The sequence below is a fragment of the Paenirhizobium selenitireducens ATCC BAA-1503 genome (assembly GCF_000518785.1).
Taxonomy (GTDB): domain Bacteria; phylum Pseudomonadota; class Alphaproteobacteria; order Rhizobiales; family Rhizobiaceae; genus Allorhizobium; species Allorhizobium selenitireducens.
Genome location: NZ_JAEG01000007.1, coordinates 59,347 through 71,941 on the forward strand (window position 1 = coordinate 59,347; position 12,595 = coordinate 71,941).

The 12,595-nt window shown below is 63.6% G+C and carries 17 protein-coding genes; 6 read left to right on the forward strand and 11 right to left on the reverse strand.

All coding sequences use genetic code 11. The features are described from left to right. Window positions 1-84 precede the first annotated feature (84 nt). Entirely contained in the window at window positions 85-552 is a 468-nt protein-coding gene (locus tag L867_RS0109990) for a hypothetical protein (protein ID WP_028736749.1), read from the forward strand. 24 nt (window positions 553-576) lie between these two features. Here L867_RS0109990 and L867_RS0109995 read toward each other — a convergent pair whose 3' ends face one another. The 4 genes from L867_RS0109995 to L867_RS0110005 form a co-directional block, all read right to left on the reverse strand. Next, window positions 577-1,245, reverse strand: a complete 669-nt coding sequence (locus L867_RS0109995; RefSeq protein WP_037173069.1) for an outer membrane protein — start codon at window positions 1,243-1,245, stop codon at window positions 577-579. Continuing rightward, window positions 1,242-1,505 carry a hypothetical protein gene (locus tag L867_RS27335; RefSeq protein WP_146086605.1) on the reverse strand — a complete coding sequence of 88 codons (264 nt, stop codon included), beginning with the start codon at window positions 1,503-1,505 and terminating at the stop codon, window positions 1,242-1,244. Before L867_RS27335 ends, L867_RS0109995 begins: the two co-directional genes overlap by 4 nt. Continuing rightward, window positions 1,506-2,189, reverse strand: a complete 684-nt coding sequence (locus L867_RS0110000; protein WP_028736751.1) for a L,D-transpeptidase — start codon at window positions 2,187-2,189, stop codon at window positions 1,506-1,508. A 133-nt stretch (window positions 2,190-2,322) separates the two neighbouring features. After that, window positions 2,323-3,078, reverse strand: a complete 756-nt coding sequence (locus L867_RS0110005; protein ID WP_028736752.1) for a L,D-transpeptidase — start codon at window positions 3,076-3,078, stop codon at window positions 2,323-2,325. A gap of 206 nt (window positions 3,079-3,284) precedes the next feature. Between L867_RS0110005 and L867_RS0110010 the strand changes: the two genes are divergently transcribed. Next, window positions 3,285-3,914, forward strand: a complete 630-nt coding sequence (locus L867_RS0110010; protein ID WP_028736753.1) for a DNA-3-methyladenine glycosylase I — start codon at window positions 3,285-3,287, stop codon at window positions 3,912-3,914. 11 nt (window positions 3,915-3,925) lie between these two features. On the opposite strand, the gene L867_RS0110015 is transcribed toward L867_RS0110010, so the two are convergent. The 6 genes from L867_RS0110015 to L867_RS0110040 form a co-directional block, all read right to left on the reverse strand. After that, the gene (locus L867_RS0110015; RefSeq protein ID WP_028736754.1) at window positions 3,926-4,594 is read right to left on the reverse strand and encodes a DNA-3-methyladenine glycosylase I; all 669 of its coding nucleotides are present in this window, start codon (window positions 4,592-4,594) and stop codon (window positions 3,926-3,928) included. 14 nt (window positions 4,595-4,608) lie between these two features. Continuing rightward, a complete protein-coding gene (locus tag L867_RS0110020; protein WP_028736755.1) occupies window positions 4,609-5,316 on the reverse strand; it encodes an HAD family hydrolase in 708 nt (235 codons plus the stop codon). Window positions 5,317-5,537: 221 nt separating this feature from the next. Beyond that, the gene (gene copM, locus L867_RS0110025; protein ID WP_028736756.1) at window positions 5,538-5,918 is read right to left on the reverse strand and encodes a CopM family metallochaperone; all 381 of its coding nucleotides are present in this window, start codon (window positions 5,916-5,918) and stop codon (window positions 5,538-5,540) included. 71 nt (window positions 5,919-5,989) lie between these two features. After that, entirely contained in the window at window positions 5,990-6,379 is a 390-nt protein-coding gene (locus L867_RS26400) for a hypothetical protein (RefSeq protein ID WP_051438915.1), read from the reverse strand. A gap of 78 nt (window positions 6,380-6,457) precedes the next feature. Beyond that, complete coding sequence (locus tag L867_RS0110035; protein WP_028736757.1) at window positions 6,458-7,213, reverse strand: hypothetical protein; 756 nt, start codon at window positions 7,211-7,213, stop codon at window positions 6,458-6,460. A gap of 33 nt (window positions 7,214-7,246) precedes the next feature. Further along, window positions 7,247-7,429 carry a hypothetical protein gene (locus tag L867_RS0110040; RefSeq protein ID WP_156951559.1) on the reverse strand — a complete coding sequence of 61 codons (183 nt, stop codon included), beginning with the start codon at window positions 7,427-7,429 and terminating at the stop codon, window positions 7,247-7,249. A 144-nt stretch (window positions 7,430-7,573) separates the two neighbouring features. On the opposite strand from L867_RS0110040, the gene L867_RS0110045 reads away from it, so the two are divergent. The 4 genes from L867_RS0110045 to L867_RS0110060 all read left to right on the forward strand — a co-directional run bounded on the left by L867_RS0110045 (window position 7,574) and on the right by L867_RS0110060 (window position 12,079). Beyond that, window positions 7,574-9,244, forward strand: coding sequence for a histidine--tRNA ligase (locus L867_RS0110045; protein WP_028736759.1), 1,671 nt, complete (start codon window positions 7,574-7,576; stop codon window positions 9,242-9,244). A 417-nt stretch (window positions 9,245-9,661) separates the two neighbouring features. Further along, window positions 9,662-10,783: an ATP phosphoribosyltransferase regulatory subunit gene (locus L867_RS0110050; protein ID WP_028736760.1), complete on the forward strand. Its 1,122-nt coding sequence runs from the start codon at window positions 9,662-9,664 to the stop codon at window positions 10,781-10,783. Next, entirely contained in the window at window positions 10,780-11,472 is a 693-nt protein-coding gene (gene hisG, locus L867_RS0110055) for an ATP phosphoribosyltransferase (protein ID WP_028736761.1), read from the forward strand. The genes L867_RS0110050 and hisG overlap by 4 nt, the downstream gene beginning before the upstream one ends. Window positions 11,473-11,479: 7 nt before the next feature. Next, window positions 11,480-12,079, forward strand: coding sequence for a class I SAM-dependent DNA methyltransferase (locus tag L867_RS0110060; protein ID WP_028736762.1), 600 nt, complete (start codon window positions 11,480-11,482; stop codon window positions 12,077-12,079). A gap of 62 nt (window positions 12,080-12,141) precedes the next feature. On the opposite strand, the gene L867_RS0110065 is transcribed toward L867_RS0110060, so the two are convergent. Further along, the gene (locus L867_RS0110065; RefSeq protein WP_028736763.1) at window positions 12,142-12,585 is read right to left on the reverse strand and encodes a DoxX family protein; all 444 of its coding nucleotides are present in this window, start codon (window positions 12,583-12,585) and stop codon (window positions 12,142-12,144) included. Between the last annotated feature and the right edge of the window lie 10 nt (window positions 12,586-12,595).

Sequence of the window (12,595 nt, forward strand, 5' to 3'; positions counted from 1 at the left end):
GGTCAGCGGGTCGGAATCCATTAAGGCGATGCTGATAGAGTGCATTCTGAAATGGGGCCGAAAGGTTCCGGGAGGAAGAATCTGATGTCCATGAAGGCTATCATTGGCGGTATGCTGCTGCTGGCAAGCGCGCTGCCGGCAGTCGGGGCGACGCGGATCTACTGCGCCGCGGCCGACGACGTTGTGAAAATGTCGATCGAAAGCGCATTTGCTGCGCGCGACGGCAAGAGGCTGGTGCATTTCCGCGGGATCACCGACATCAAGAGCCCCGAGGCGCCCGCCGCCTTTCGCAATCTCAAGCTCAATTCGGCCATGCTGAAGCAGGCGTGGATGGACGGCAACGACCTGCGCCTGCAGATCTACACCGACACCCGTGACGCCAACCCCTTCGAGACCTTCGAACTGTCGGTGGTGACGAAATCCACGGTCAAGGACCCCGATCGCTTCAGCGGGCGCTACATGCTGACCGTCAGCAGTGCCGACAAAAAGAAAGCGGCCCCGCGCACCGTTCCGGTGTCGCACGAGGCCGCGATATTCTGCGAGATCAAGTAGGCAGGCCGCCGAAGGCCGCCGGGCTTACCAGTGGAAGCTGATGCCGGCGTTGATGGCGTTGGTCATGATGTCGGTCTTGAGCGTCGCGCCGCTGTCGATGTCGACGTCAACCCAGGAATAGTTGCCCTTGTATTCCACGAAGGTCGACCAGTTGTCGTTGAACTGGTAGGCGATGCCCGCCTGTGCCTGCACGGTTGCGCCACCGAGCTGGTATTCGAAGGTCGTGCCCGAGGCGCGCGTCACTTCGACATGCGGAACGTTGATACCGGCGCCGATGCCGGCATAGGGCACGAACTTGGTGCCTTCGATCGGCATGCGATAGAGCGCGTTCAGCGTCAGAAGGTTGATGCCGTCGGAAAATTCGAAGTGGTCCCAGCCGGTTTCGGCGAGCGTGTCGTCGTCGGCATAGACCTTGGCATGGGTGAAATCGAGCGAAACGCCGAGGTTCGGCTGGCCGATCTCTTCCATCCACCAGGTGCCGCGCACGCCGTAATAGGGCGGCATCTCGAACGAACGGCCTTCCCAGCCGGCGGTAAAATCGGGTCCGTCGGAGACATCGACGTCGCTGTGCGGAGCCGACTGGAAGCCACCATAGGCGGAGATCGCCATCTCGGCATTGGCCAGCGGGGCGGACAGGGCGAGGACGCTTGCCGCGACAGTGGCGCCGAGCAGGGTGCGAAGCTTGGTGTTCATGAGTGCGATCCGCGAATCTGGTGATGTTCGATATGTTTGATAATCGATTTTCCGCGCCAAGTCTGTTCCCAATTTGCATCACCGTTTTCGGAACGACCGAAACTGGGGTTAATTTCCTGGCGTTCGTCAAATTGGTGGCCGTTGTGTGCGCCGCAATTGCCGATCGGTTGGCCGACGAGGTGGGTGGCCAGGCCGGGTTGGTCAAAAAAAAGCGCGGGAGCTATGGCTTCCCGCGCCTCATGAAATGCGTGGCTCTGCAATCAGCCGCCGAACATGGTCCGCAGGATGTCGATGCCCTTGTCCTCGAAGCTCACGTCGCCCTGACGGTTGCCGGGGCCGATGACGATGACCTTGCTGCCGACGCCGGCGCGCTCGTAAAGATGCTCGACGTCCTTGTTCATCATGCGGATGCAGCCGGACGACATGTTGAGGCCGATGGTCCAGGGCTGGTTGGTGCCGTGGATGCGGAAGATCGTGTCGCGGCCGCCCTTGTAGAGATACATGGCACGTGCGCCGAGCGGATTGTCGATGCCGCCTTCCTGCACCACCGGAAGCTTGTGACCCTTGGCGGCTTCGCGGCGGCGCATCTCGGCCGGCGGGCGCCAGGTCGGCCATTCTTCCTTGCGGCCGATCTTGACCACGCCGGACCAGCCGAAGCCTTCGCGACCGACACCGACGCCGTAGCGGGTCGCGCGGTTGTTGCCCTCGATGTAGTAGAGGAACTTGTTGTTCGTATCGATGATGATCGTGCCGGGCTTTTCGTCGGTCAGCAGTCGCACGACGCGGCGCTTGAACTTTTCGGCCGGCTTCTTCTGCTGGACGACGAGCGTGACGTCGCCGGGGGCGGCCGGATGGTTGGCGCTCAAGGTGCCGGCGGAAGCCGGAACGGCGAAGCTGCCGATGGCGATCGATGCGGCCGCCAAGGCGACCAAGTACTTCTTCATGGTGAAATCCCCCAAATCATAAGGGCTGGGAGACTAGCCGACTCTCGTGCCGATGCAAGTCCCCGAGCATTGTCTCATCAAAAATTGACAGATGCCCGGGCGACACTTGCTGCGGCAAGAACAGGGAGATTCTCTACATGACGATCACGGTCGTGCCGACGCCGACGCGTTCATAGAGATCGACGACGTCCTCGTTGCGCATGCGGATGCAGCCCGAGGATACACCGCTGCCGATCGTCCAGGGGGCATTGGTCCCGTGGATGCGGTAGAGCGTGGAGCCGAGATACATGGCGCGCGCGCCGAGCGGATTTTCCGGGCCGCCGTCCATGCGGGCGGGCAGGTAGTGTCCCTTGGCCGCCTCGCGGGAGATCATCTCGCTCGGCGGCGTCCAGTCCGGCCATTCCTTCTTGGCGGTGATCTTGTGCTTGCCGGCCCATTCGAAGCCCGGCTTTCCGACGCCGACGCCATAGCGTCGCGCCTGGCCGTTGCCGGTCACCAGGTAGAGGAAGCGGTTGTTGGTGTCGATGACGATGGTGCCCGGCTTGTGCCCGCTCTCGTAGGAGACTGTCTGCGGCAGGAAGATCGGATCGATCTGCGTGCGGATCGGCTTGTTCGCCCGGGCGGCGACGGGCTGGATCAGGCTTGCCTGCGGCGCACGGCGCTGAACCTGGCGCTGATAGGTTCGTACCTGCGGCTGCACGGCACGCGGCGCGTAGACCACCGGACGCGCCGCACCGCCGAGCTGCATGACCCAGGGGGCCGAAAGGTCAGGGCTGACGATCACCGGCGGGCGCGACTGATAGCGCTCGCCGGCAAAGGCCGGCTGAGTGGCGGGAAGGGCGACGGAAAGGCCGACAAGGGCGGCCAGGAAGACGGATTTCTCGAACATCGGACGACTCGCTACATGGGACCGAGGAGGCAAGCCTGGATTGGCTCTGGGGTCCGATCGTGCCAGTGCCGTCGCGACAATTGGTAAATGCCTGTTCATGAAAATGCCGCCGTGCGCGTAAACCTTTCATCAGGGTTAGCGGTCCGTTTGGAAAAACAGTGAACAAATGGTAAACGAGACGCGGACAGCAAAGGGAATCGATGTGCATGGAAAAGACGGGGCTGATCACCGGCGAGGATGGACTGGACCGCTGCTTCTGGCACGGGGGGCTCGAGGACTACCGCCGCTACCACAACGAGGAATGGGGTCGTCCGGTCACCGATGACATCAGGCTCTTCGAGAAGATCTGCCTCGAAGGTTTCCAGTCGGGCCTCTCATGGCTGACGATCCTCCGCAAACGCGAGAATTTCCGCGCGGCCTTTGCCGGCTTCGATTTCCACCGGGTCGCCCTGTTCGATGACGACGACATTGCCCGCTGCCTTGCCGATACCGGCATCGTGCGCCACCGCGGCAAGATCGTCTCGACCATCAACAATGCCCGCCATGCGGTCGATCTAAAGACGGAATTCGGATCGCTTTCGCGCTATTTCTGGAGCTTCGAACCGACGCCTGAAGAGCGGCCGGCGCGCATGGACTATGCGACGCTCAGGGCCAACCCGACCTCGCCGACCTCGGCGCGCCTGTCCAAGGACCTGAAGAAGCGTGGCTGGTCCTTCGTCGGGCCGACCACCGTCTACGCCTTCATGCAGGCCATGGGCCTGGTCAACGACCATATCGAAGGCTGTTGCTGCCGCAGCCGGGTCGAGACGATGCGGACGCAGTTCGTCCGGCCATAGGCGCGGGACCCTCAGTCGATGCTGATGCCCAGCACCCGGCTGATTTCCGTCAGCGAACGGCCGGATTGCGCCCGCCAGGTGTTGAAGGCCGCCTGCACGGCGACCTTGTCCTTGGCCGAGGAGGGCGCCTTGTCGACCACGCCCTCGGCGATCAGCCGGTTCACCACGCTTTGCGACAGGATAAAACTGTCAATTCCGGCAAAACGGAGGAAGTACTGGCCGGTATTGCCGCCGAGCCGCGAGCCGCGCTTTTTCAGCAGGTCGAGAAGCGCCATGTAATTTTCGGTCGGCCAATCGGCGAAGAAACGCGCGGCGCTGCCGTGCTCTCGGGCCAGGTCCGACAGAAAGACGGCGTTCTCCTGTACCGAGCGGATCTTTTGTCCGTGCCGAACGATGCGGGTATCGGAAACCAGCCGTTCGAAATCCTCGTCGTGCAGCATGGCAGAGCGGCCGATGTCGAAGCCGCCGAAGGCCGCCTCGAAACCGGGCCACATGGCCTCGACGACCTTCCAGTTGAAGCCGGACTGAAAGATGCACCGGGTCATGGTGGCGAGGAATCGATCATCCGGCGTGGCGGCGATCTCGTCTCGTGTCTTCGGATATTGCAGCGCCGCTTCCACCGCCGCATCCCCGCCCTTGCGATCGGCGGCAATTTTCCAGATCTCGTCGAACGAACGCATCTCTCACTCCACCTTTATCTGCCGATTTCCTGGATGAGCGGGAGCAGTTCGCCGAGATGGGCGATTTCGCGAAAGCGCGGCGCCTCCGTCGGTTTTTCCACGCGCTCCAGGATCCAGGTCAGTTCATGCGGCACGAACACGCCCCAGGCGCCGGTGGCGATCGCCGGAACGATGTCCGATTTCAGCGAATTGCCGATCATCATCGCCCGTTCCGGTCCGTCGGCGGTCTTGCCGAAGATGCGGCGATAGGTAGTCGCCGATTTGTCCGAGACGATCTCCACCGCGTCGAAATAGTCGCCGAGCCCCGACTGGGCAAGCTTGCGCTCCTGGTCGAACAGGTCGCCCTTGGTGATCAGCACCAGATAATAGTCGCCGGCAAGCGCTTCCAGCGTCTCGCGCGCATGCGGCATGGTCTCGACGGGATGACTGAGCAGGTCGCGGCCGATCGACAGGATCTCGCCGATGATCTGCGTCGGCACGCGGCCCTCGGTCACCTCCAGTGCCGTCTCGATCATCGACAGGGTGAAGCCCTTGATGCCGAAACCATAATGCGAAAGGTTGCGCTTTTCCGCCTCGAGCAGGCGCTGAGAAATGTGCTCGCCTTCGGCGAAGTCGGCGAGCAGGCCGCGGAAATGCTCTTCCGTCAGCCGATAGAACTGTTCGTTCTGCCAGAGCGTGTCGTCGGCGTCGAAGCCGATCACGGTGAGGGGGCGGGTATTCATGCACGTCTCTCTGTTGGGACCGGACGCTGGCAAAATAGCGCCTTCGTTCGCCGAAGGCGAGGCCATGGAGCAGGCCGGAAAGCCGCCGCCTCAGACTTCGCATTTCGGGCTGGATCTTCCACTCGCGTTACAAGAACGCCGCCCGAGGGGGCGGCGTCCATGCCGAAAAATCGAGCCGGATGGACGCCCGACAATGCGTCAGGCTTGCCCTTGGCAGTGGATCACTGGCCGTGCTTGGCCAACCATTCCTTCATCATGGCGATCTCGCCCTCCTGGGCCTTGATCACCCCTTCGGCGAGCTTGCGGATTTCCGCATCCTTGCCGTATTGCAGCTGGATCTTGGCCATGTCGATCGCCCCCTGGTGATGGGGGATCATGCCGCGAACGAAGTCGACATCGGCATTGCCGGAAAATTCGATCGCCATGTCGGAGTGCATCTTGCCGTTGGCCTTAGCGAAGGCGACGCTGGACGGACCCTGGTCGCCGACCGGCTGGCTCATGTCCATGGTTGCGGTGTGGCCTTCGTGGCTGGTGCTGTCCTGGGCGGAAGCAACAGTGGCGAGAAGAACGGCGGATGCGGTGAAGAGTGCTTTGATAAGCATGGGTTTTCCTTTGTCTTTGAGACGGAATTCAGGTTTCGGCGACAGGCGCCGTGTATGCGTAACCGGGATTGTCAGACGCGGGGAGGGGGATCGAGCGGCGCGGCTGGCCAGGAGGAAAAGGCGATGGTGACCGTCGGCGCTTCGGCAGCGCGGGGCTGCTCGCCGGAAGCCGCAATCCTGAGATCGGCCGGCAAGGTCAGGCAGGCGGCGCAATGCGGGGTGTGATCCGTCTTGCCGGGATGCGGACAATCGGTATTCGCCTGATCGGCAACAGCGATCATCTTCGCTTCGGACTGCATCGCGGCGCCATGCATGGCATGACCGCCGGCGGCCGGTTCGACGGCGACGCTTGCGACGACAACATCCGCACCGGCCGGCATCGCCCACGCCATGCCGGTGAACGGCATGGCGCCATAGGCCAGGGCGGCAAGGACAAGCAGGGTGCGGATCAGCGATCTCATGGCGCCGAAGGTTAAGCGTGATTTCGTCGAAAGCAAGGCCGGTCCAGATTTCGTGATGGCCTACCCTTCTCAAGGGGCTCAGGCGGCAATGACCTTGTGCACGATCCGGTAGTTCCGGTTTTCCTCGCCGAGCGGCACGACCGGCCAGTCCCATTCGGCGCCATGCGGGGGAACCGCGACCCCATGCAGCAGGTCGATCCGTTCGTGAAGGTGCCCGGTCCTGTCGATCAGCTCATAGGCGATGTCGGTGAGCAGACAGGTCGGTGCCGGCAAGCCGGCCAGCCCGTCGAGATGGGCGCGGATCAGTCGCGGCAGCGCGTCTGCCGGCATCCGCCCCTCCATCTCCCGTTCCAGCCGCTTCTTGGCGCCTATGCCGATCTGCGACAGAAGATTGGCCGAGACCACGAAATCGAGATAGGGCACCTGCCGCAGGAAGCCGAGGGGATCGGGCTCGCCGCCGGCCGCCAGCGCGTCATAGCCGGAAAGATCGCGCTCGATCAGCCGGACATTCTTCAGGCCCTTCGACGCGAGCCACATCCGCACGCTCGCCAGATGGACGAGATCGACCAGCACGACCGTGTCGAAGGCACGGGAAAGCGCGATGATCGGTACGTCGCGCAACAGGCCGGAGCCGAGCACCACGGCGGTGCGGCGCTGCCTGAGTTTGGCCATCGCCGCAAGGATCGCCGCCTTGCTGTTTTCCTCATGCTCCCGCCAATCGGCGGCACAACGCCCGGCGCGCGACCAGAGATTGACGGAATATCGGATGAAGGGACGGTGGCTGGGCGCGGTCAGCGGCCAGGTCGCGGCATAGTTCAGGGCTTCGAGGATCATGGGTTACCGATAGATTTGCGAGCGGTGGCGCATTCATAGCGGTCCTTCGCCGAGTAATGTTTCCTCAGCCTTGCCCGCGTTTTCCTGTCGCAAACTTTCTTCGCGCGAAATCCGGGCGATGAGGACGTCAACCAGATAAGCCTCAAGGCTCATGCCCGCCGCGGCCGCATGCCGCTCATGCCCGGCATGCATTTCGTCCGGCATGTCGATCGTCATCTGCCTGTTCATCGGCCGACCCCTCGTTTGGCCAAGAATATACCACCCGTTCGCCCTGCCTTCCAGCCTTCGCCCTTGCCGCCAAAACCTTGATCCTCTAAGACACCGACACATTTCAAAACGAAGAAATCCGGTGCCCGCATCATGAGCGAAAAGACCAAGAAGCCGCAGAAACTGAGAGCCCGCCTGCCGCGCGGCTTCGTCGATCGCGAGGCGGCCGACATTCGTGCGGTCAACGAGATGACGGCGAAGATCCGCGAAGTCTACGAGCGCTATGGTTTCGACCCGGTCGAGACGCCGCTGTTCGAATATACCGATGCGCTCGGCAAGTTCCTGCCCGATGCCGACCGGCCGAACGAGGGCGTCTTCTCGCTGATGGACGACGACGAGCAGTGGATGTCGCTGCGCTATGACCTCACCGCGCCGCTCGCCCGCCATGTCGCGGAAAATTTCAACGAGATCCAGCTGCCCTACCGCACCTATCGCGCCGGCTATGTCTTCCGCAACGAAAAGCCCGGCCCCGGCCGCTTCCGCCAGTTCATGCAGTTCGACGCGGATTCGGTCGGCGCGCCGGGCGTCCAGTCGGACGCCGAGATGTGCATGATGATGGCCGACACCATGGAAGCGCTCGGCATCAAGCGCGGCGACTACGTCATCCGGGTGAACAACCGCAAGGTTCTCGACGGCGTGATGGAGGCAATCGGCCTCGGCGGCGAGGAGAACGCCGGCCGTCGGCTGAATGTGCTGCGGGCGATCGACAAGCTGGACAAGTTTGGCCCGGAAGGCGTGAAGCTGCTGCTTGGCGAAGGCCGCAAAGACGAGTCTGGCGACTTCACCAAAGGTGCGGGGCTTGATGCCGATACGATTGATATCCTAGTTGAGACTATTGCGTTTGAAGAACTAACCGAACCTATGGTCGGAGCAGATTCGGTCGATTTCCCAAACCCTTACTATTACCCGCCGCGAGGTTGGTCGGAACAACAGAAATCTGAATGCGGTAGGTTAATAGAATTAAACAAAAGTGGTAGGGCTCGGTCTCCTCACCCATTCTGGTACTATTTGGGCTTGGTCGCGCTCCTCTATGAGCTGAATGACAGTCTTGTAGAGGCTCTGACAGAGCTGGAGCTAATTGCTGATCTAGTTATCGGATCTGGCTATGACGATCGAGTGAAGCTTGACCCCTCATGTGTCCGCGGCCTCGAATACTACACCGGCCCGGTCTACGAAGCCGAACTGACCTTCGACGTCACCAACGAGAAGGGCGAAAAGGTCGTCTTCGGCTCGGTCGGTGGCGGCGGGCGTTATGACGGGCTCGTCTCGCGTTTCATGGGGCAGCCGGTTCCGGCCACGGGCTTCTCCATCGGCGTCTCGCGCCTGATGACGGCGCTGAAGAACCTCGGCAAGCTCGGCGCGGACGAGGTCCTGGCGCCGGTACTCGTCACCGTCATGGACGGCGACGTCGAGAGCATGGGCCGCTATCAGCGCTTCACCCAGGCGCTGCGCAACGAAGGCATCCGCGCCGAAATGTACCAGGGCAACTGGAAGAAGTTCGGCAACCAGCTGAAATATGCCGACCGCCGCGGCTCGCCGATCGCCATCATTCAGGGCGGCGACGAGCGTGCGCAAGGCGTGGTGCAGATCAAGGACCTGATCGAGGGCAAGCGCCTGTCGGGCGAGATCACCGACAATGCCGAATGGCGCGAGGCCCGCGTCGCGCAGGACGTCGTGCCGGAAGCCGACCTCGTCGCCAAGGTCATGGAAATCCTCGAGGCCCAGGCGGAAGATCGTCGTCGGGCAAAGCAGGCCGATGTCTGAGATCGCGGCTTTTCCCCTCCCCAACCCTCCCCACAGGGGGGAGGGGGCCGGTCGGCGCTTGCCGCGAATGTCGGGGATTTCCTGCGCGCGAGGAGTGTCTGGCGGCATGCCGAGCCGCTACCCCCCTCTGCCCTGCCGGGCATCTCTCCCACAAGGGGGGAGATCGGTTGCCGCCTGCCGCTCGGTCCTCGCTAGACCCGGTGCCGGCTTGGTCGCTACTTCTGCCTTCAGCGACGGTGCGATTGACGGTGGGTCTCTTCCTTGCGCCGAGGGGTCGGTTTTGGCCGATCTCCCCCCTTGTGGGGGAGATGCCCGGCAGGGCAGAGGGGGGCGGTCTCGTGCCTTCGCGTCAATCTCTCCTGTTGTGCCAAGGGTCGAGGCGACGAAAAGCTTTGCCTCGAAGACGAGAGCCGTCCCATGCCGCTGATCAACATGCCCGACTTCGCCGGAACCCTTCTCGACGAATTCGCCGCCCGCGCGACGGAGAGGGTCGACACGCCGGTGATTCAGCCCGCCGAGCCTTTTCTCGACATGGCCGGCGAGGATCTGCGCCGCCGCATCTTCATGACCGAGAACGAGCGGGGGGCAAGCCTGTGCCTGCGTCCGGAATTCACCATTCCCGTCTGCCTGCGCCACATCGAGACCGCGACCGGCACGCCGAAGCGCTATGCCTATCTCGGCGAAGTGTTTCGCCAGCGCCGCGACGGTGCCGATGAATTCTACCAGGCCGGCATCGAGGATCTCGGCGATACCGGCATTGCCAGCGCCGACGCCCGCGCCATCGGTGACGCCCATGCCATCCTTGCCCGACTGCTCCCCGGCCGCACGCTCGTCGTGACGCTCGGCGATCAGGCGGTGTTCGAGGCGGTGGTCAAGGCGCTCGGCCTGCCCGCCGGCTGGCAGAAGCGGCTGATCCAGGCCTTCGGCAATCCCGAACAGATCGACCAGCTGCTGAGGAAGCTCGGCAGCCCCAATCCTGTGCAGGGCCTCGATCCGGAGATCGTCGAGATGGTGTCGAGCGGCCGCGACTGGGCGCTGATCGCCCGGATCGACGAGACCATGCAGGCGACCGGCTATTCCACCAATGCCAGCCGCTCGCCGACCGAAATCGCCAGGCGCCTGAAGGAAAAACTGGAACTGGCCGAGACCCGGCTCGACGGCGCGGCCCTGCTGCTGCTGCGCGAGTTTCTCTCGCTCGAACTGCCGCTGTCGGAAGCCTCCGCCGCGCTGGCCGGCTTTGCCGATGCCGCCGGCCTGAAGCTCGGTTCGGCCCTGTCGCGCTTCGACGAGCGCGTCGCCGCCCTTGCCAATATCGGCCTTGATCTTACCCGGATCAATTATCGCGCCGCCTTCGGCCGTCCGCTCGACTACTATACCGGCCTGGTCTACGAGATCGGGGTCAAGGGTGAGCCGGCAGTGCTGGCCGGCGGCGGTCGTTTCGATCGTCTGCTGACCCTGCTTGGCGCGGAAAACCATATCCCGGCCGTCGGCTTCTCGCTCTGGCTCGACCGCATCGAAACGGAAAGGGCGCGCACATGATCACCATCGGGCTGCCCTCCAAGGGCCGGATGAAGGACGACTGCCAGGCGATCTTCGAGCGTGCCGGCATGAGGATCGTCGCCGTCGGCAATGACCGCTCCTATCGCGGTCGTGTCGAAGGCATGGACGATATCGAGATCGCCTTTCTTTCGGCCTCGGAAATCGCCCGCGAGATCGGCGCCGGCACGGTCGATTTCGGCGTGACCGGCGAAGACCTGATCCGCGAAGGGCTGGCGGAAGCCGACAAGCGGGTCGAGATCTGCGCGCGCCTGGGCTTTGGCCATGCCGACGTGGTCGTCGCCGTCCCGGAAATCTGGCTCGACGTCGACACCATGGCCGACCTTGGCGACGTTGCTGCCGAGTTCCGCACCCGCCACGGCCGCCGCCTGGCGATCGCCACCAAATACTGGCGCCTGACCCAGCAGTTCTTCTCGAGCCAGCACGGCATCCAGCTCTACCGCATCGTCGAAAGCCTCGGCGCGACGGAAGGGGCACCTGCCGCCGGCCAGGCCGACATCATCGTCGACATCACCTCGACCGGCTCGACGCTCAAGGCCAATCACCTGAAGATCCTGTCCGACGGCGTCATCCTGAAATCCGAGGCCTGCCTGGTCCGGGCCCGCAAGCCCGAACACGAGGGCGACACCCGGGTGGCCGAGATCGTCGCGGCGGTCCGCGCGGTCTTGTGAGGCGGCCATGAGCGAAGCGGAGCGGGTGATCGGTCTCTACGAGCGCCACGCCCGCGCCTTCGACGACATCCGCTCGAAACACCTGTTTGAAAAGCCGTGGCTCGACCGCTTTGCCGCAAACCTACCCAGAGGGGCTGCCGTGCTCGACATCGGCTGCGGCTCCGGCGAGCCGATGGCGGCCGAACTCCTGGCCCGCGGCCTTGCCGTTACGGGCGTCGATTCCTCCGAAACGCTGATCGGCCTTTGCCGTGAACGATTTCCCTCCGCCGACTGGCGCGTGGCCGACATGCGGAGCCTTGCGCTCGGCCGGACCTTCGATGCGCTTCTCGCCTGGCACAGCTTCTTCCACCTGATGCCCGACGAGCAGCGGGCGATGTTTCCGCTCTTCGCCGCCCATTCGGCGGGTGGTGCCATGCTGATGTTCACCTCGGGGCCTCGCGAGGGCGTGGCGGTCGGCAGCTTCGAGGGCGAGCCGCTCTATCACGCGAGCCTTGGCCCTGAGGAATACCGGCGGCATCTTGGGGAGAACGGTTTCACGGTGGTCGACCACGTGGCCGAGGATCCGGGCTGCGGCGGCGCCACGGTCTGGCTGGCCCGCAAGGACTGAACGGGACGCAAAAAAAACCGCCGGATCGCTCCGGCGGTTCTGGGGCAGGGAACTGAGTTCGTTCAGGCGGCGACGGCCACGCCGCGGCGGGCGTCGAGCGAATAGGCGCCCGGGCCGAAGGTGGCGAGCAGGATATAGGCGCCGGCCAGCGTGATGTTCTTCATCATCATGATCTGGTTGAGCACGGTCAGCCAGCCGTTTGCGGCAGCCGGAAAGTCCGGAACGTTGATCGCCGAGCCGTGGAAGACGACGCCGGTGAATACGCAGAACAGAGCGAGCAGCCAGCCGGTGACCTTGGTCTGGAAGCCGACGAGGACGAACAGGCCGGCAACCAGTTCGAAGAGACCGGCGAGATAGGCGAGCGCGGTTGCCGCGGGCAGGCCGGCGCCGGTGATCATGCCGGCGGTGCCGGCCGGGTCGATCAGCTTGCCGAAGCCGGAATAGATGAAGATGAAGGAGAGGAGGATGCGGGCGATGAGGATGATGGCATTGTTGCTGCTGGACATGTGAGGCTCC